General features: G+C 27.4%; 15 protein-coding genes and 1 pseudogene. 1 reads left to right on the top strand and 15 read right to left on the bottom strand.

The window, feature by feature from the left end; all coding sequences use genetic code 11:
• The first annotated feature begins 447 nt into the window (after positions 1-447).
• On the top strand, positions 448-4,197 hold the full coding sequence (mfd, locus tag Q1X91_RS02525) for a transcription-repair coupling factor (protein WP_300753081.1): 3,750 nt from the start codon (positions 448-450) through the stop codon (positions 4,195-4,197).
• Between the two features lie 130 nt (positions 4,198-4,327).
• Here mfd and Q1X91_RS02520 read toward each other — a convergent pair.
• From Q1X91_RS02520 to Q1X91_RS02450, 15 genes and pseudogenes are all read right to left on the bottom strand, one after another.
• Positions 4,328-5,032: pseudogene (locus tag Q1X91_RS02520) on the bottom strand (DUF6198 family protein).
• Between the two features lie 548 nt (positions 5,033-5,580).
• Positions 5,581-6,747 carry a cysteine desulfurase NifS gene (nifS, locus tag Q1X91_RS02515; RefSeq protein ID WP_300753079.1) on the bottom strand — a complete coding sequence of 389 codons (1,167 nt, stop codon included), beginning with the start codon at positions 6,745-6,747 and terminating at the stop codon, positions 5,581-5,583.
• 13 nt (positions 6,748-6,760) lie between these two features.
• The gene (nifU, locus tag Q1X91_RS02510; RefSeq protein ID WP_300753078.1) at positions 6,761-7,594 is read right to left on the bottom strand and encodes a Fe-S cluster assembly protein NifU; all 834 of its coding nucleotides are present in this window, start codon (positions 7,592-7,594) and stop codon (positions 6,761-6,763) included.
• A 97-nt stretch (positions 7,595-7,691) separates the two neighbouring features.
• On the bottom strand, positions 7,692-7,868 hold the full coding sequence (locus Q1X91_RS02505) for a (2Fe-2S)-binding protein (RefSeq protein WP_300753077.1): 177 nt from the start codon (positions 7,866-7,868) through the stop codon (positions 7,692-7,694).
• A gap of 238 nt (positions 7,869-8,106) precedes the next feature.
• A complete protein-coding gene (locus Q1X91_RS02500; RefSeq protein WP_300753101.1) occupies positions 8,107-8,559 on the bottom strand; it encodes a hypothetical protein in 453 nt (150 codons plus the stop codon).
• Positions 8,560-8,604: 45 nt separating this feature from the next.
• Positions 8,605-9,732 carry a galactosyldiacylglycerol synthase gene (locus tag Q1X91_RS02495; protein ID WP_300753076.1) on the bottom strand — a complete coding sequence of 376 codons (1,128 nt, stop codon included), beginning with the start codon at positions 9,730-9,732 and terminating at the stop codon, positions 8,605-8,607.
• Positions 9,733-9,941: 209 nt separating this feature from the next.
• Positions 9,942-11,606: a S1 RNA-binding domain-containing protein gene (locus Q1X91_RS02490; RefSeq protein WP_300753075.1), complete on the bottom strand. Its 1,665-nt coding sequence runs from the start codon at positions 11,604-11,606 to the stop codon at positions 9,942-9,944.
• 49 nt (positions 11,607-11,655) lie between these two features.
• Positions 11,656-12,327: a (d)CMP kinase gene (gene cmk / locus Q1X91_RS02485; protein WP_300753074.1), complete on the bottom strand. Its 672-nt coding sequence runs from the start codon at positions 12,325-12,327 to the stop codon at positions 11,656-11,658.
• Between the two features lie 139 nt (positions 12,328-12,466).
• On the bottom strand, positions 12,467-12,898 hold the full coding sequence (locus tag Q1X91_RS02480) for a hypothetical protein (protein ID WP_300753073.1): 432 nt from the start codon (positions 12,896-12,898) through the stop codon (positions 12,467-12,469).
• A 157-nt stretch (positions 12,899-13,055) separates the two neighbouring features.
• Positions 13,056-14,051, bottom strand: a complete 996-nt coding sequence (locus tag Q1X91_RS02475) for a glycosyltransferase (RefSeq protein WP_300753072.1) — start codon at positions 14,049-14,051, stop codon at positions 13,056-13,058.
• Positions 14,052-15,026, bottom strand: coding sequence for a galactose-1-phosphate uridylyltransferase (gene galT, locus Q1X91_RS02470; RefSeq protein ID WP_300753071.1), 975 nt, complete (start codon positions 15,024-15,026; stop codon positions 14,052-14,054).
• 141 nt (positions 15,027-15,167) lie between these two features.
• Positions 15,168-16,217: a hypothetical protein gene (locus tag Q1X91_RS02465; protein ID WP_300753070.1), complete on the bottom strand. Its 1,050-nt coding sequence runs from the start codon at positions 16,215-16,217 to the stop codon at positions 15,168-15,170.
• 43 nt (positions 16,218-16,260) lie between these two features.
• Positions 16,261-17,256: an alpha-1,2-fucosyltransferase gene (locus Q1X91_RS02460; protein ID WP_300753069.1), complete on the bottom strand. Its 996-nt coding sequence runs from the start codon at positions 17,254-17,256 to the stop codon at positions 16,261-16,263.
• Positions 17,257-17,299: 43 nt separating this feature from the next.
• Positions 17,300-18,352 carry a glycosyltransferase family 2 protein gene (locus tag Q1X91_RS02455; protein WP_300753068.1) on the bottom strand — a complete coding sequence of 351 codons (1,053 nt, stop codon included), beginning with the start codon at positions 18,350-18,352 and terminating at the stop codon, positions 17,300-17,302.
• A 60-nt stretch (positions 18,353-18,412) separates the two neighbouring features.
• On the bottom strand, positions 18,413-19,267 hold the full coding sequence (locus tag Q1X91_RS02450; protein WP_300753067.1) for an aldo/keto reductase: 855 nt from the start codon (positions 19,265-19,267) through the stop codon (positions 18,413-18,415).
• Between the last annotated feature and the right edge of the window lie 5 nt (positions 19,268-19,272).

Below are 19,272 nucleotides of genomic sequence, written 5' to 3'. Positions count from 1 at the left end.
ACCACTCTGTGTGCTACGCAGCACCCACAGTTCTTTTGTAACGCCTGTCCGCCCGTGACGTGGTATAAAAGAACCATACGCTGTACCCTCGATCTGCGTGCCGTAGGCAAGGTGTAGCCCAAATTTCGGGTATTACCACACATTTAATACATATATTTAAAATATAAAATTCTAGTAATTGCATTTTTCGCGAAACGTGCCGACGAAGTCCGCATGTGGTGTTGGCAAAAACTTTTAGCGAAGCCCGCCTGCAACCGAAGGAAGTACTGTTAAGTATGGTGTGTGCGGCAAAAAAGTTGATAATTCTATATAATGTACATCCGTTGACAAAATGAAATCGTTACAGTATATACTAAAATCTTTTATTATAAGCTATTGCTATTTAATAGAATATTATTTATATTTATATGAAAATATTTTATACCTTTTATAAGCGGTAAAAACATCATGTACAGCAGTAAAACCATATCAGACATATTAATAGAAAGATTTACTAAAAGTGAAGAGTATTTAAATTTTGATATAGAAAATACAAAAAGTATAACAGGGCTTAAAGGCGGAAGCGATGCCTTATTATTTGCAGCACTTTTTCAAAAAAACAGTATTTTGATAATAAAAGAAAATGAAAGCGAGGCAATGCTGCTTAGCCAATCATTAAACTTTTATAACATACCTAATTATTATTTTCCAGATTATGATACTGTGCCCTTTACAAAAATGTCTCCTATAACCGATATAGCTCAGGATAGAATAAATATTTTATACAGATTAATAAATAAAGAGCATTGCATTATAATAACAACTATAAATGCTGTAACAAGAAAAATAGCAAACAGAGAAGACCTTAAAAAACTTTATATAGAGCTTCATATAGGTGATAAATTAGATTTGGATAATTTAAGATTAAAATTATATGATTTGGGATATGTTATAGAGAGAGAAGTCGCTGAAAAAGGTACGGCATCTGTTAGAGGAAGTATAGTTGATATATTTTCTGTAGAATATGATAACCCTATAAGAATAGAAATGTTTGATGATGAGATTGAAAGTATAAGACTTTTTAATATAGAAGACGGAAGATCATTTAAAAGTATTGATAATATAATAATTTATCCAGTACGTGAAGTTATTTACAGCGATGAAGATGTAGAAGTTTTTTTAAATAAAAATAGTACAGAAGATGAAATTAAAGATAATATAATAAAAAGAAAATATTTTGCTGGAAGCGAGAATCTGCTTCCTATGTTTTATTCAAATTTAGAAACTATATTTGATTATTTTGATTACGGATATGTATTTATAGATGATGCATTAAAATTAAAAACAAAATTAATAACAATACTTGACACTATAAGAGAAAATTTTAATGATATAGATAATATATTTTCTCTAATAGGAGATATTGAAAAATTATATATTAATAATGATTATTTTAATGAAATAGTAAAAAAGTCAATTAATATATCGCCTTTTATAACTGATATTGATATATATAAATTTAATTTTTTAGAAGGTGTTTCTTTCAAATCAAGATTAACAGACTTTCTTGATTATGTTAAAGAATACAGAAAAAAAGACTATTTAATAATTCTCTCTACAGGGCATTATGATCAGGCTTTAAGATTCTATAAAATAATGCAGGATTTATCTCCTATAATTATATCAGCAGAAGAAGATGAGAATAACAAAGAAAGTGTTAAAGAAGATATTGATAAAGATGCTGATAAAAAAGAAAATGATGATAATAAAAGAGAAGAAATAAAAAATACTGAAGAAGAAAATCATAAAGAGATAATTTTAGAAGATAAAAACAGCATATCAGAAGAAAACATATCGGAAGAAAAAGAAGACTATTCAAAAAATGAAAATAATTTTTATATTATAACAGCTCAGGCTTCTTCAGGATTTATAAAAGACAGCATAAAAACTATATTTATAGCTGATTGGGAAGTATTCGGAAGAAAAAGAAAAAAGGTAAGAAAAATACCTAAAGTAAATAAAAATCTAATAGAAACATTTGTTGATTTGAATGTAGGCGATTATGCTGTGCATGTAAATTATGGTATAGGAAAGTATTTAGGATTAACAAGAAAATTATCCAACGGAAAAGAAAAAGACTATATCACTTTGGAATATGCTAAGGGTGATAAACTGTATATACCTGTTGAGCAGATGAACTTTGTACAGAAATACATATCAGGTCATGGAGAAGCTCCTAAATTAACTCAGCTTGGCGGAAGTGCTTGGGATAAGATAAAGAGTAAGGCAAGAGAAGATGCACTAGCTACTGCAAGAGAGTTAATAAAACTTTATGCTATAAGGTCTAATATTCAGGGAAATGTTTATGGTGCTGATACTCAGTGGCAGGACGATTTTGAGGCTTCGTTTAAATATGAAGAGACTGTTGATCAATTAAGGGCTATAAATGATATAAAAGAAGATATGGAAAGCGGCAAGATGATGGATAGGCTTGTATGCGGAGATGTGGGATTCGGTAAAACAGAAGTGGCATTCAGAGCTGTATTTAAAGCTATAATGGCTGGTAAACAATGTGCTATATTATGCCCTACTACTATACTTTCACAGCAGCATTATAATAATGCCAAAAAAAGATTTGAAGATTTTCCTATACGAATAGAAGTTTTAAATAGATTTGTTACAAGTAAGCAGGCTAAAAGAAATAAAGAATTATTAAAAACAGGCTCCTGCGATTTGATAGTAGGTACTCATATGCTTTTATCTAATGATATAGAGTTTAAAAATTTAGGACTTATAGTTATAGATGAAGAGCAGCGTTTCGGAGTTAAGCATAAAGAGGCTTTGAAAAGATTAAGATTAGAAACAGATGTTCTCACTCTATCAGCTACTCCTATACCTAGAACTTTGAATATGGCTTTAACTGGAATAAGAGATATAAGTATTATTGAAACTCCTCCTCTAAACAGAATACCAGTAAAAACTTTTGTTACAGAGTTTAGCGAAGAGGCAGTTGTAAATGCAATAGAAAGAGAGCTTAAAAGAGAAGGTCAGGTATTTTATCTATACAACAGAATAGACACTATAGAATCATTTGCATTGATGATAAAAAAACTATGTCCTAAAGCACGTATATGCGTAGCACATGGAAGAATGACAGGGCATCAGTTAGAAAAAATAATGGAAGATTTTATTAATCATAAATATGATATTTTAGTTTCAACCACAATAATAGAAAACGGAATAGATATACCTAATGCCAACACCATATTAATAGACAATGCCAACAGATTAGGTTTATCAGAGCTTTATCAGTTAAGAGGACGTGTAGGAAGAAGCGACAGGGAGGCTTATGCTTATATGTTTTATCCTAGCGACTTGGCATTAACAGAAGTTGCTTATAAAAGGCTCGAAGCTATATCAGAACATACAGATTTAGGAGCTGGTTTTAAAATAGCTATGCGTGATTTAGAAATTAGAGGAGCTGGTAATATATTAGGTAAAGAACAGTCTGGTATGATATATCAGGTTGGTTATGAACTTTATACTCAAATGCTTGAAGAGGCTACAAATGAATATAAAGGCGAGATTAAAGAAGTTACATTCGATACAGTCATAGATTTAAAACATAATCTCTTTATACCAGATTCCTATATAGCAGATTCAAAAGAGAAAATATCAGCATACAAACTTATAATGCGTTCTCAGGATAATGAAGATATTGACTATGCTAAAGATTATATGATTGATAAATACGGCAAGCTACCGAAAGAATTAGAAGATATTTTTGATATAGCAAGACTTAAAGTAATATTAAAAAGAATAAGAGTATTATCTGTAATGGAAGGTCAGTATAATATATATTTAAAACTTGATAAATATTCTAAAATAGACACTAATAAACTTATAGAGCTTATAAACACAAAAAACTCAGGAGTATATTTTGATAAAGATAATCTCAATCAATTAATAATACCAGTTATACATGAAAAAGAAAATGATCTTGATTGGAAAATAGAAAAAATAAAAAATACTATACTCGAAATAGAAAGTGATAAAATTAATGAAATAGAAAATAATGAAGATATAAAAAATGATAATAATCAAAATAATATGAGTATTACAGAAGCCAATTTCAAAAATAATAAAAGCACTAAAAAAAGAACTTATGTTAGAAGAAGCAAATCTCCTAAAGTAATAAGAATAAATAAAGATAAATAATTTTCATATGATAACAATTATAATATAACTTTGAAATCAGCACAAATCTATCTATAATGATTTCATAAAAACTGCAATATTTATAAACTATTCTAATTTATCATCATTTTTATATTTATTAATCTTAATTCTATTTATCAATATTAAATTTCTGTTTTATTAAAGATACAAATTCTATTTTTTTATCCATATACTGTCCCATAATTCCTATAACTTTTCCCATTGTAAAAGCAGCAAGTACAGTACCTATTCCAAGTCCTTTTATATGACCTAAAAATACAAATGTAATTACCGCTGTAGTTAAAAGACAAGTTACATCAAAAATTATCTTTACTTTAGAATATGGAACACTTATTATATTTGAAAGCTCCCTAGGAAATAAATCAGTAGGTATAATAGGAAGTTTGCATCTATTTGATAAAGCTATGCCAAAACATAAAAGAAAATAACTTATTACGAAATATATTATTCTATATGTAATAGTTAATGGCAAATGACTTATCCATAGTTCATGTATATCAATAAATTTACCGAAACAAAAAACTACTACAAAACTAAATAAATATTCGCCTACAAACTTTTTTCTAAGTATCATAAGTACTAATACCAATATACCCTAAAAAATATATGTAAAAGTACCAAGAGATATATTTGTTATTACCTCTGAAAATGCATAAGGTACACTTGAAATAGCTGATATTCCAGAACCTGAATAAAGCATTAAAACTACGCCAAAACTATTAATAATAACAACAATGATTAAAGCTAATTCTCCGCTTATTATAAAATTTCTATTTTGTTTATGAAATGATATATCATTTTCTGCAGTAGTCATATATTTTATCCTCTTTAGATATAGTACGTATAGTTATTATTTTTTAACGATAATATTATATAACTAACTGCATATTAATCAATAGCAATATTTAATAATTATTAAAGAAAAATAATTCAATTAAAATATAGTTATTTTTCATTGTTTAGAAAATTAATTAGATATACTGAAAATTTTTAAGTTTGTCAATTTTTTTATTCAACTTTTTCCCGCCGCACACCATACTTAACAGTACTTCCTTCGGTCGCAGGCAGACTTCGTCAAAGAACCTCATATCCTCGACAAGCTCGGATACGCTTCGCGAAAGTGCAAGTATTAAAATTATTATTAAATAGTACTAATTTATATTTTATATGTAGAATATATTATTAAATATAGCCTTTCGCTACCGAAGGCACGCAGAGCGAGGCATAACTGTGAAGCCCAGCAAATATCAAAATTTAAAAAATTTATTTTTTGACAAACTGTATTTGTTTAGGTATATATATAAAAAATAAAGCCTATTATAATAACTATAATAGGCTTATAATTTCTTTTAATATAAAATCTTAATCTTTATAAGGTGATATATCTCTAAGTCTTGCAACTATTTTTTCTATAGCATCAGCAGTATACATCATCTCTTCCATGGTATTATCCAAAGACATAGAAAATCTTGTAGAACTATGAGCATACTCAAAAGGCACTCCCATAGCCTGAAGTACTGGAGAAGGCTCTAATGTACCAGATGAACATGCACTTCCGCTTGAAGTACAAATACCATATCCATCTAGTAAAAGAAGTATAGCTTCACCTTCTATATTTTTAAAGCTTATATTTGCAGTATTGCTTACTCTATTAGCACCTCTTCCGTTTATTTTTACATCACTTATTCTTTTTAATACCTCTGCCTCTAAAGTATCTCTAAGTTTTGAAGTGTGTTCAATAAATCTTGGAAGCTCAGCTTTAACCATAGAAGCAGCTTTACCTAAACCAATAATATAAGGCACATTTTCAGTACCAGCACGGCGTCCTCTCTCCTGATGCCCGCCTGTCTGAACAGTTCTTAATTTAGTACCATTTTTTATATATAAAGCACCTATACCTTTAGGAGCATGTATTTTATGCCCTGCTATAGTAAGCATGTCGATGTAAGGCTCATCTTTCATATTAAGAGGAAGTTTTCCTGCAGCCTGAACAGCATCTACATGAAATACAGCACCTGCATTTTTTACTATCTCTCCAATCTCTTTTATAGGAAAAATTACACCAGTTTCATTATTGGCATACATTATAGATACTATTGCAGTGTTTTCATTAATAGCACTTTTCAATTCATTAATATCTATATTTCCGTCATTATCTACCGAAAGATAAGTAACTCTGTATCCATGACGCTCTAAAGATTTGCATGTCTCTATAACAGCAGGGTGTTCAACTTTTGTAGTAATAATATGATTCTTAGTAGGATATGCTTCTATAGTTCCTCTAATTGCCATATTATCGCCTTCACTTCCGCATGATACAAAGCATACTTCAATAGGCTCGCAGCCCAAAAAATCAGCAACCTGTTCTCTTGCTTTCTCCATTTCTTTATGTACAGCTCCAGCAGGAGTATACATACTTGAAGGATTAAAATACTGATCTTTAAGATAAGGAAGCATAGCATCTAATACTTCTTCATAAACTCTAGTTGTAGCATTGTTATCTAAATATATTATTTTTTTATCTGACATATATACCCTCCCATCAAACGCCTACAACTTCCAAATCTTTATGTACAAGCTCTTTAATCTTAGGCTCAACAAAACCTTTCAAAGTATTTTTAGAAGAAGCACATGAAGAACAAGCTCCTTTAAACTCTATCATTACTTTATTGCCGTCAACATCTACAAGTCTGCAGCTTCCTCCGTCTGTTCTAAGCATAGGATTAATAACTCTTTCCAAAGCCTCTTCGATTTTTTTAACTTTCTGTACTGTAGTCATAGGAGCATTTTTAGCTTCTCTTTCCATCTCAGCAAGCTCTTCATTTAAGATATCCTCAAGTTTAACCTTACAAGCTCCGCATCCGCCGCCTGCTTTAGTATAAAAAGTTATTTCCTCTACAGTTTTTAATTTATTTTCTCTTATAGCTCTTTTTATTTTAGTATCTGTTATACCAAAACATTTACAAATAATAGCACCTTCATCATGCTCATCTTCTTTGGTATCAATTCCCCTATAATTATTAATAGCCTTTTCCAAAGTTTCCATTCCCATAACAGAACAATGCATTTTCTCTTCCGGAAGTCCGCCAAGCTCCATAGCTATATCTTTATTTGTAATTTTAGCAGCTTCATCAAGAGTTTTTCCTTTGATCATCTCAGTTAGAATACTGCTGCTTGCTATAGCAGAAGCACAGCCGAAAGTTTTGAATTTGGCATCCAATATTTTATCGGTGTCTTTGTCTATTTTTAATGTTAATTTCAATGCATCTCCGCAGACTATACTTCCAGTCATAGCCTCTGCATCCGGATTTTCTATTTCTCCTACATTTCTAGGATTAATAAAATGATCTCTTACTTTATCTGTATATTCCCACATGTTCCTACCTCCATCTAAGTTAATTATTAATATACATAAAATATATTAATTTATATTGGGATATAAAATAAATATAATTTTTTTATTTTTAAGAAATTTATTTATTCATTTCATTTAAGATTTGTTTGATAGCTTCCTGACAGCCGCCGCAGCCTGTACCTGCTTTAGTAGCTTCAGAAACTTGTTCTACTGTTGTTAATTTTTTTGATTTGATAGCATCTCTAATCTGTTTTTCAGTTACTGCCATACAGAAACATATTGTCTTATCTGCCATTTTGATTCTCCTATTATCTAATTTGCAATTTATTATAGAAAATAGAAAAAATATGAACATTCACATTAATCTATTTTACAACCTTCAATGTTAGATAATTATAACATTTTGCTAAATAAATATCAAGTGCATTTATTAATTTTTCAATATATAGAACTATATAGTATTTTAATAATGTTTATAAAATGATTTGAGTAAAAAAAATTACATCAATTATTTATTTTGATAAGCAATATATTTAATTATTATTAACAATTTCTATTAAAAGAGCATCTGATTTAGAATTTTCAATATTTTCAATATCAACTATTCTAAAACCATCTCTAACAGCATAAAACCTTATATTAGCACTTGCTGGAATATTATCTTTACTATCTGATATAGATAATATCAAATCAAATACCTGATATGGATAATTTTCTTCAAGAATCTTTTTCAAAGACATAAACATTTTTAAAGATAAATTTAAAACCTGCTTTATATCTCTGCTGTTTGCTATATATATTTCATTATTATCCCATTCAAAATTTGTTAAGTTTATTTCTTTAGAAACAACAGAACACATACTGCAGTCTGTTTCATTGCTTATAACCCAATACTTTTCATTATTAGAATTTACCCTTTCAAATACAGAATAATAATTTTTTAATTCTATATTAGATAAGTCTATATCAGAAAGTAATTCTTTCATTTTTTTATTACTAATCAATTTTTTTCCTCTATGATTTAGATAATATTATTTTTCATCTTTAAGAAGTTCCTCAGCAATGAAATTAACTGTTTTTTCTCTAGCATCTCTTCCGTAATAATTAAACTGATTTTCTCTAGTTTTAAGAAGATTCTCTCTGCCGTTTTCAAGAAGATAATCTATTTTATTAAATATATCATCAGTAGAAACAGTATTGTATCCCAAACCATTTTCTTCCAAGTATATAGGAGTTCCTTCCTCCTGCCCTTTCAATGCCCCCATAGATACTATAGGTATTAAACAATTTATACCTTCAACTACAGACAAAGAACCGCATCTTGTAATTAAAATATCATTTTCATGGAATAACTTAAATAATTCTTTGGAATATCCTATTAAGTTTACTTCTTTTTTGTAATTTCTTAATCTGTATTTAACTCTTCTATAATTATTTTTATTTCTTCCGCATACCACTGTAACATCACAGTCATATTTTTCATGCAGTTTTCTTATTATATAATATATTCTCTTAGATCTTTCCGAATTATTTAACAAAAGTACTCTCAATTTACCATTCAAATTTGTTGATGCTCTAACCTCTTCTATAGTTTTACAAGGCGAATCAAAATTAATTCTTGTAGGTATACCGAATGTCATGACTTTATCTTTATCTATACCATTTTCTACAATAAAATTTGCAGCCTCTATAGAAGGACTTATTACTTTGCTTACTCTATTATCAAGCCATATATGTGTTACACTTACTATATCTGTTATTAAAGTATATAATTTTAACTCTGGTTTATATTTTTGCAAAAGATTAAGCACACTTCCATTAAATAACGGATGCACACTTAAAATTAAATCTGGATTGTATTGTTCTATTTTTTTTAAAAATCTTCGTCTTATTTTCCTAGATATCTTTTTATTTACAGAAGTACTGTCATTATTAGAAAGATTAAAAAACTTGCCCCACATATTGGGAAAATATTTTATGCATACATTATAAAGTCTTTCTGTAGCCATAAGCTCCAAATCGCCTAATTTAAATCCATTAATAACTTTGCATTCTATTTTATCTTTATACAATTTTTCAAAACCCTGCACTATTGCTGTATGAACACTTTTATGTCCATGACCTGTGTATTCTGATGATATGATAAGAAGTCTTTTCATAATTTAGCCCTTTATAAAAAATTATGCAAAATGAAATTAAGCATTTTTATAATAATTATATATAAAAAAATATTGCTGTCAATATTGCATCAAGTTAGATAATATTAAAAACATTTCCAAAACAAAAAATGTAATAAAAAACCCTAATATCATAATAAAGCTATTATAATATTAGGATTTTATAATTTATTTTTTATTTATCTTCTGTTTTAATTATTTATATTATCAAAAGGATTATAAGTTAAAGAAGTAGGTTCTGCTTTAGAAATATAATTTTGAGTTTCTTTTTTGTTTTGAGCTTCCATATACTCTCTTCTTGAAAGAGATATTCTTCTTTTACTTTGATTAACTTCTCTTACAACAAACGGATAAGTTTCACCAACTTTAACAACTTCTTCTAAAGTACTTCCTTTAGGAATTTCAACCTGAGAAACATGCATATATCCTTCCAAGTCATCTTCCAAAGAAACAATAGCACCAGAATCAACTATAGCTTTAACAGTACCATCAACTATAGAACCTTGAGGATGAGCTTTTTCAAATAATCTCCAAGGACTTTCTTTAGTATGTTTGTAGCTTAATTTAATTCTTTGTTTATCTCTGTCTATAGACATGATAACCATATTAACATCTTCACCCTCTTTAATATAGTCTTTCATATTAACTATATTATTTCTCCAATCAAAATCGCTTATATCGCATATTCCTTCCAAACCATTAGGAAGTTCAAATACAGCAAAGTTTTTTATTATTCTTTTTACTTTACATTTTACGCTTGATTTTACAGGGAAATCTTTTTCAACAGTATCCCAAGGATTTTCTTTTACTTGTTTTAATCCCAAAGTAAGTTTTCTTTCAGCTGCATCCATATCAAGTATTTTACATTCTAAGAAAGCACCCTTTTTAACGAAATCATTAGGATTATTAACATGTGAATTCCAGCTTAAATCAGAAACATGAACTAAACCTTCTATACCATCAGCAACTTTAACAAAAGCACCGAATTTTTTAACATTAGTAACTTCACCTTGAATAACATCACCTATATGGTATTGTTCTACAAATTTACCCCAAGGATCTTCATCAAGCTGCTTAATACCTAAATCAACTTTTCTGTTTTCTTTATCAATATGGAGAACTTTAAACATTCTCTCTTCACCTTTGGATATTATAGATTTAGGATTAATAACTTTATCCCAAGACATATTAGGTATGGCAAGAAAACCATCAAATCCGGGAGTTATTTCTATAAAAGCACCGAATTTTTCTATATTTTTTACTTTACCATTAATAATATCATTTTCTTTAAGATTGTTTAAGAAACTTTCTATACTTGCATTTTGAGTTTCCTCTAACAAAGCTCTTCTTGATACTACAACATCTCTTCCATTTTTCTTAATTACTCTAAACTCATACTCATTGCCTATATAATCAGTCTCTTTAATTCCTCTAGCTATATCTATTTGAGAAAACGGACAAAAAGCCTGATGTCCCATTATAGATACTTTAAATCCGCCTTTAATAACCTCTTTAACAACACCAGTAACTGTACTATTATTTTTTACAGCATTATCTATTAATTCTTGAGATCTTCTCTTATCTATTTCGCTTTTAGATAAAATAACATAACCTTTATCATCTTCCCCTGAAACAATAGCTTCTATTTCTTCACCAATAATAGGTTCTTTATCAAATTCATTTCTTTTAATTTTACCTTCAGATTTAGATTCAAAATCTATGAAAACGTCTGTATCGTCAAATTGAACTACTTTACCTTTAATGATTTTTCCTCGGCTCAAAGAAGTATTATCACTTTCCTCTAAAGCCTTACGAAATTCAATTTCATCATTTGATAGATTTTTATTATCTTCCATTGTTCCTTCTCCCTCCTGCACTTTCACAGGTTAAAAATATATCCAACTGTTAATTAGATTGTTTATTTAAAATCACATTAGTGATTTTTTCTGCAACTTCATCTATAGTCATACTTGTAGTATCAATAATATATGCATTATCTGGAACCACTAGCGGACTATCTTTTCTATTTGAGTCAAACTCATCTCTCTTTCTTATGCTTTCCCTAACCTCTTCATAAGTAAGTGTCTTACCTTTGGATAATTCTTCATTGTATCTGCGTTTTGCTCTTTCATCTAAAGAAGCGTCCATATAAAACTTATATTTAGCATTAGGGAAAACCACACTGCCTATATCCCTGCCATCTACTACATAATTACCACCTTCAGCTATTTTTCTCTGTAGAGATACCATATTTTGTCTTACAACACTGATAGATGATACTTTAGATACTAGATTTACCACTTCAGAACTTCTTATCTCTTCTGTTACATCTTCATTATCTAAATATATTCTTCCAGCATTATCAAAACTGATATTTAAATTATTAAGAGCGGATATGACTTCATTGTTATTATCTGTATTAATATTATGTTTAATCATATATAAGGTTACTGCTCTGTACATAGCACCTGTGTCTAAATATTTAAAAGACAATTTCTTCGCTGTTAATTTTGCTATTGTACTTTTACCTGCCCCAGAAGGACCATCAAGAGTAATTATTTCATGTATATCAGACACATATAACCTTTTTTAATTAAAATAATTTTCTATACAATATATCATAAATAATTATAATTTGCAAATATTTATTTTAATAAAAAGCAAACTTTATTATAATTTTTAAACATTTTCTAACAAATAATATATCCTATTAATATCATATATAAAAATTAAAAGAAAATAACATACTTGTACCTGAAGTTCTGTCCGAATATGAAGCAGATAAATCCCTTATCATAGAATTATAATTAACATTCATTGTAGATGAGTATGAGAATGAAACAGATACATCTTTACTGCCCTGTACAAAAAAATACTCTACAGTCTTTAATGTAGTAAAAAAACCTAAATGACTGACATGAGAAGATACTTCTTTAGTATATCCCATAAACTGATAAAGCTCTAAGAAAATACTTAATATAGGCAGCTTCTTTTCAGCTATTAAAAAGCTGCTAAGCATAGGAAAACCTAAAATACTTAAATTAGGAGAATAATCTTCAAAGGATATATTATTAATATCGGTAACATAATTATTCACTCTTATCATATTTAATGGAATAAGACTTCCATTTTCATTAAAATTATACATACAAAACAAATTGCTTGTACATATGCCTAAAATTAATAGTATATATTTAATATTCATTCTTTTTTTACAAACCTAAAAAATTAATTAATTAAAGACTATACATTTTTGCAATTTTTACAATATGTAATTATCCTTATATGTTATAAATTTACAAAATTTACCCAAAAGATTTATATTTTTTTACAGAAAATTTAGCAATTCTTCTAAATTTCGTTACAATTCTTAAAATGCCGTAAAAAAATCCAAATCCGTAAAAAAAGTGTGTCACAAAAAACATAAAAGGATATATGAAAATACCCATTATTTTATAAATAAATCCTTTATCATTTACAGCATATATAAAACCTGCCAATACTGTCAATATTATGTAAACATATAATGGAAGAAAATAAAATTTCATTATGTTTACTTTAAAAATATTGTATAATGCAAATATTATCGGACATAAAACTATATAGAGCGAAAATAATGCCGGCAAAGTAAATATTAAATTTTTACTGTTAAAATCTCTAAAAAGCTGTTCCAGTCTTCCTCTGCCGTAATTAAGAAGCATTTTTATATAGAGTTTTAAATTCGCTCTTGGGGGTCTCTCTACTACTATCTTCGGATTATATATTAATTTATATCCAAGAGAAAGAATCTTGTCTATCAAAGCATTTTCTTCATTAGGATACAAACTCTCATCAAAAAGTCCAGCCTCAAATAATACATCACGCCTTACAAATAAATTGCAAAGAATAACATCTCTGTCTGTACCCTCTTTTATATCAGTATTATTAACTCTATATCTGTTGGCTATAGGTCCTACCGCATAATAAGAACGCATACATCTGTCAATATACATTTCAACTAAAGAGTTTACCTTATGAACTGCAGGACCTCCTACTATTGCCACTTTTTCATCATGCTCAAATATGATGCTTGCTTCTTTCATGTTATCAGCACTGATAATAGAATCATTATCTATAAAATATACTATATCCCCCATAGATTGTTTAATGCACTCATTTCTCTGAACAGTAGGATGTGTACCCTCAGCCTGAAAAATCTCAATATCTTCCTTAGGGTAATTAGAAAGATATACCCCTGCTAACGTTTTTTCTATATTTTCACCAATCCTATGAGGAATAATAACTGTAATTTTTAAATGCACCTACATTCCCATATATCTAATGTATGCTGTTCTTAACTGAGCGGCCATCTCTTCTGGGCTTGTAGGATTGCAGGTAGCCCAAGCACCTGTTTCTGAAGAAGCATTGAATTTCTGTTTTTCTTTACTTCTCATAGGCGGGAAAAACTCTATATGATAATTCCATATATCATTATAATTAAATCCATCATTTACTGGAGCACTGTACATACACATCATATAAGGAAACTTCATATCAAATAATAAATCTAATGTAGAAGCAGCCTTTTTTAAAGCATCAGCAAGTGATAAACTCTCTTCTTTATTAAAATCAGTTATTGAAAGTGTTTTCTTTTTAGGCATTATCATTATACCATAAGGATATTCTGCAGCAAAAGGCAAAAAACATATGAAATGATCATTTTCAAAAATTATTCTTCTATTGTCTTCTAATTCCTGTTCCAACATATCCATAAAAAGATTTCTGCAGTTAGTATTATAATAGCTGGAAGCCATTTCTATTTTTCTTTTAATTCTTAAAGGTATCCAGCTGTAGCCGTATATTTGACCATGAGGATGCGGCATAGTAACACCTACAACTTCTCCTTTATTTTCAAAAGGCATAATATATTTTATTTTTTTATTTTCAGCTATAACTTTCATTCTCTCTTGCCATAAAGCTACTAATTTAGCAATATGCTCAACAGGAAGTTCAGGTAAAGTAGTATTATGGTCTGGAGAATACAAAATAACTTCACATTTACCTATAGATGGTGCTGTTTTAAACATTTTACCGTTATCTACTTCATCTGGATAAGGAGGTTCAAATGATAAGGCAGGAAAGTCATTATCATATTTATAAACATCATAATTATCTGGAACTTTTCCGCTTCCAGGACAAAACGGACAATAATCTTTAGGCATCTGCGGACGTGTCTGCCTATGACTAGCTATCATAACATAATCTCCAAGTAATGGGTTGTAACGCAATTCTGCCATATTTATTTCTCCTATTTTATTAATTATATTTAATATATTTTAATATTATTATTTCATTTTTTAATATAAATCTATTATATACCTTTTTTGATAATAAACAATACATAAAACATTTATAATTTAAAAATATAAAACTATTAACTAAATATTAAAAGGATCCCCATACTTAGACATATTTTTAATTAAACCTATAATAGAACTAATAGTATTTTCTATACCTATTAATAGTTCATTTTTTAACATATTAAAAATAATTCTTATTATTATATCTAAAAATAAATTACCGCTTTTAATATATTTGAACTTTGAAACATTCTTATTTTCTTTAAAATATAGAACTATAAACTCTTTTAAATTTAATTTTATATACTTTCTTAACATTTCTCTATATTTACTAGATGAAATAAGCCATGATACATTTTTTATTATATTAGGACAATTAGAAAAATTTATAATAAAATCATATATATCTTTTTTATCTCTTTTAAATAAAATAGGATATTTATAATTATTAGAATCAAATTCATGTGTATCTATAGTTTTTATATTAAAAATCTTTGAAAGTACAGAAAAAATACTCTGATCATGCCTATTTTCAATAAAACCATCAAAATTTTTTATCTTTGAAGGGCTATCATCTACTAAAGAGAAATCATCATAAAATACATTGAGCCATTTTCTAACAAATTCTATATTACTAGAAGTTTTCTCTAAAATAAAAAAAGTAGCAGGTCTTTGAAACGTATCTGTAATATTTATATCATTTAAAACATTAAAATAATTGAATATATCTGATTTTGTAAATTGTTTTTCTTTAAAACCAAGAGTAGAACAAATACTCTCATATTCAATAACCATATCTAAATACTCATAAAAACGATTTATACCATCTTTGCTTAAATGACATCCAATATCAGCATATACTAATATATCATTATTTTCCATATCTTCTAAAGTTTTCAATACAATAAAAGGTTTCCAGCACCAATACCCAAAGCCTCTTATATCTGACTTTAATTTATCTTTTAAGATTTTATCAAACTTTTCATCTTTTGGTAAATTGTATTCATTATATAAAAGTATATTATCAAAAATATTAAACTCACATGCCTGACTAAAAAATCTGCATGAAGAAGGATATAAACTTAGACTATAAAAAGAAAGTAAATATATTTTTCTATTTTTATACATATAAATCCATTAAATACATATAATTTTTTATCTATAATTAATTTTATATATTATCAATATTTTTTATATAATATTCTCTCATATTTTCAGGAGTTATCAAAATTTTATCTTTATTTTTATTAAAGCAATAAGCAAAGTATCCAAACGAACCGTTAGAAGCAATTTGATGCTTAGCATTCATCATTAAATAAAAATCAATATATCCTTTATCATTATCATTTTCATCTACAATAACATATTCATAGCCTTTTTTAAGTTTACATAATATATTTTTTCTTACATATTTTACATCATCTGAAAAAAAGAAAAACTTAGGAGTAATATTATTTAATTTACATATAATATCATCTATAGATTTAATATAATAATTATCGTCTAAAATACTATTATGCACCTTAAAATCACCCATTCTAATATGTACCGAAACAGAATTAGTATTTCTAATATCTTCCAAGATAATTTTATTTTTTTCACTCAATTTATTATATAAATATTTATCAAAATCAAGTTTATCAAATATTGATGATTTTATCTCATAAAAACAATCTCTATCATTTGGAGTTCCATCCAAATACAGTTTTTTATTATCAATAATAAAACTATGCCAATCATAAAGAGGCTCTGAATTAATTTCAAAACAACTTTTATATATATTAATTTCATTATCTGCAGCTATTTTAAAATCCAAATCAGGAAAAATATTCAAAAGATCAAAATTTCTATTCAATCTTTTACTGTCATCTAATCCATTATATTTATACCAATTTAAATCATATTTTACTTTCTTATTATATTTTATTTCTATATATTTTCCTAATATATACTTTCTTATCTGACCGCATAATCCTCCGCCAACCCATAAAATTATAAAATCATCTTCATCTAATTTTTTTCTATTGTTAATATTTATAAGATATTCTGTCCTATAATAACTTTTTATAATCTTTTGAGAAATATCTCTGAATAACAACCTGTATTTTTTTATAGGTATCATAGAAGATAAACTATATAGCAATTCATAATAATCATAATAATTCATAAAAAACTCCAAAACAAAATTCATAAAATAAGTAATATAAATATTAAAATATAATACTATTTTTTCTCAAGTGTTTAAGCATAAATCTTGGTAATATTTTAGTAATAAATTTATATTTAAAAAATATACTCTCAAATTGCTTTATACTTTTTTTATCAATGAGACAAATATACATACTTCTTAACATCTTAATATTTGGATATACATTATTTCTATTTGATATAATATTTATCATGTTATTGGAAAGTTCTCTGTAAAATATTTTTTTATTTTCTATATTGTTATAAAATTTATAAACTTCTAAAACAAATCTGTCTAATACATAGCTGATATTTTTATACGATTTTTTATAATATATATTAAATATTCTATCAAACATAGCTGTATAATTTCTTATATCATTTTCAACAGAACGTTTTGAACTTCCTGCAGAAGTAGAAACATTTACATAATAATATTTAGCATTATCATTAATCGACATTTTAGGGCTATAAACGACACTTTCTAATAAAAATACTAAATCCTCAAAATAATTAGAATTAATAAATGTAATATTATTTTTAATTATAAAATCTCTTTTCCAAATTTTACCCCAAACTTCCCAAGGCCATAATTTATCATCACAAATACCTTTATCAGAATATAAATAAAAATAAGAAGGTAAGGTACAATCCATTACATAATCATCTTTTGTATCATTATCAATTATAATATCATACTCTTCTTTGCCTCTAAATATAGTATTTGTATAACATATATCAGAATCATATTTTTTAGCTGTATAAAACAAATCATATAAAAAATTTTCTGAATAAAAATCATCATTATCTATAAATGCCAAATACTCACCTTTAGCATTTCTTATGCCAATATTCCTATTATTGCCTATTCCCTGATTGGTTTCATTTTTTATAACTACTATTCTATTATCTTTCTCTCTGTATTTTTCTAGTATTGAATAACTCTTATCTGTAGAACAATCATCTATACATATAATTTCTATTTCTTTTAAAGTTTGATTAATTACACTATCTAAACATTTTTCTAAATACTTTTCAGCATTATAGACTGGTATTACTACACTTACTTTAATCATAATTTTACCCGTATAAAATAAATATTAAATAGATTGTATATTATTTAATAATAAATACAACTAAACTATATCCAAAGGCATTTTTCTATTTGGTTTTGGAAACTCTTTATTTATAAGTGCCATATCTTCTTCATCAAGTTTAATTTTCTGTGATTCTATATTTTCTATTATATGTTTTTTATTAGAGCTTTTCGGAATAGCTATTTTATTATTAAAACTCATAATAAACGCTAAAGCTATCTGAGAAGGTGCGGCATTATGTTTTTTTGCGACACTTAAAAGAGTATTATTTTTTAATATATCTTTACCCAAACCTCCAGCCTGTGCCAAAGGACAATAAGCCATCAAAGCAATATTTCTCTCTTCCATATAAGGAGATAAAGAATAATCTACACCCCTAGAACCTAAATGATATAATACCTGATTAACTGTACATTTATCGCCGTCTTTTATAGCTTCAAGTTCTTTCATGTCATCAATATCAAAATTAGAAACGCCCCAGTCCTTTATAAGTCCTTCTCTCTTTGCTTCTTCCATACATTCTACAGTTTCTCTTAAAGGTACTCTTCCTCTCCAATGAAGAAGATACATATCCAAATAGTTTAATCCCATACGCCTTAATGAGTTTTCCAAACTTTTAAATAATTTATCTCTTCCTGCATTATGAGGATACACTTTTGAAACTATAAAAATATCTTCTCTTTTAATATTTGATATTTTTAAAGCATTTCCTATTATAGATTCAGCTTTTCCTTCTCCGTACATCTCAGCCGTATCAATAAGACGCACACCATTTTCTAAAGCAAAAGCTATAGCCTCTGCCTCTTTTTGTGCTTCTTTGTCTCTCTCTCCCATGCCCCAAGTTCCTATACCAAATTTAGGCATTATATTTGAAGATTTTAAAGTATAATCCATAAATA

This window comes from uncultured Brachyspira sp. (assembly GCF_949287625.1).
Classification (GTDB): Bacteria; Spirochaetota; Brachyspiria; order Brachyspirales; family Brachyspiraceae; genus Brachyspira.
Note: the sequence above shows the minus strand (reverse complement) of the source record. Positions and strands in the feature narration are given on the sequence as shown.

What these genes read in the sequence shown, in the direction of transcription:
- mfd (WP_300753081.1), top strand. Translation starts at nt 448, where the DNA reads ATGTACAGCAGTAAAACCATATCAGACATATTAATAGAAAGATTTACT.
- nifS (WP_300753079.1), bottom strand. Translation starts at nt 6,747, where the DNA reads ATGTCAGATAAAAAAATAATATATTTAGATAACAATGCTACAACTAGA.
- nifU (WP_300753078.1), bottom strand. Translation starts at nt 7,594, where the DNA reads ATGTGGGAATATACAGATAAAGTAAGAGATCATTTTATTAATCCTAGA.
- Q1X91_RS02505 (WP_300753077.1), bottom strand. Translation starts at nt 7,868, where the DNA reads ATGGCAGATAAGACAATATGTTTCTGTATGGCAGTAACTGAAAAACAG.
- Q1X91_RS02500 (WP_300753101.1), bottom strand. Translation starts at nt 8,559, where the DNA reads ATGAAAGAATTACTTTCTGATATAGACTTATCTAATATAGAATTAAAA.
- Q1X91_RS02495 (WP_300753076.1), bottom strand. Translation starts at nt 9,732, where the DNA reads ATGAAAAGACTTCTTATCATATCATCAGAATACACAGGTCATGGACAT.
- Q1X91_RS02490 (WP_300753075.1), bottom strand. Translation starts at nt 11,606, where the DNA reads ATGGAAGATAATAAAAATCTATCAAATGATGAAATTGAATTTCGTAAG.
- Q1X91_RS02480 (WP_300753073.1), bottom strand. Translation starts at nt 12,898, where the DNA reads ATGTATAATTTTAATGAAAATGGAAGTCTTATTCCATTAAATATGATA.
- galT (WP_300753071.1), bottom strand. Translation starts at nt 15,026, where the DNA reads ATGGCAGAATTGCGTTACAACCCATTACTTGGAGATTATGTTATGATA.
- Q1X91_RS02465 (WP_300753070.1), bottom strand. Translation starts at nt 16,217, where the DNA reads ATGTATAAAAATAGAAAAATATATTTACTTTCTTTTTATAGTCTAAGT.
- Q1X91_RS02460 (WP_300753069.1), bottom strand. Translation starts at nt 17,256, where the DNA reads ATGAATTATTATGATTATTATGAATTGCTATATAGTTTATCTTCTATG.
- Q1X91_RS02455 (WP_300753068.1), bottom strand. Translation starts at nt 18,352, where the DNA reads ATGATTAAAGTAAGTGTAGTAATACCAGTCTATAATGCTGAAAAGTAT.
- Q1X91_RS02450 (WP_300753067.1), bottom strand. Translation starts at nt 19,267, where the DNA reads ATGGATTATACTTTAAAATCTTCAAATATAATGCCTAAATTTGGTATA.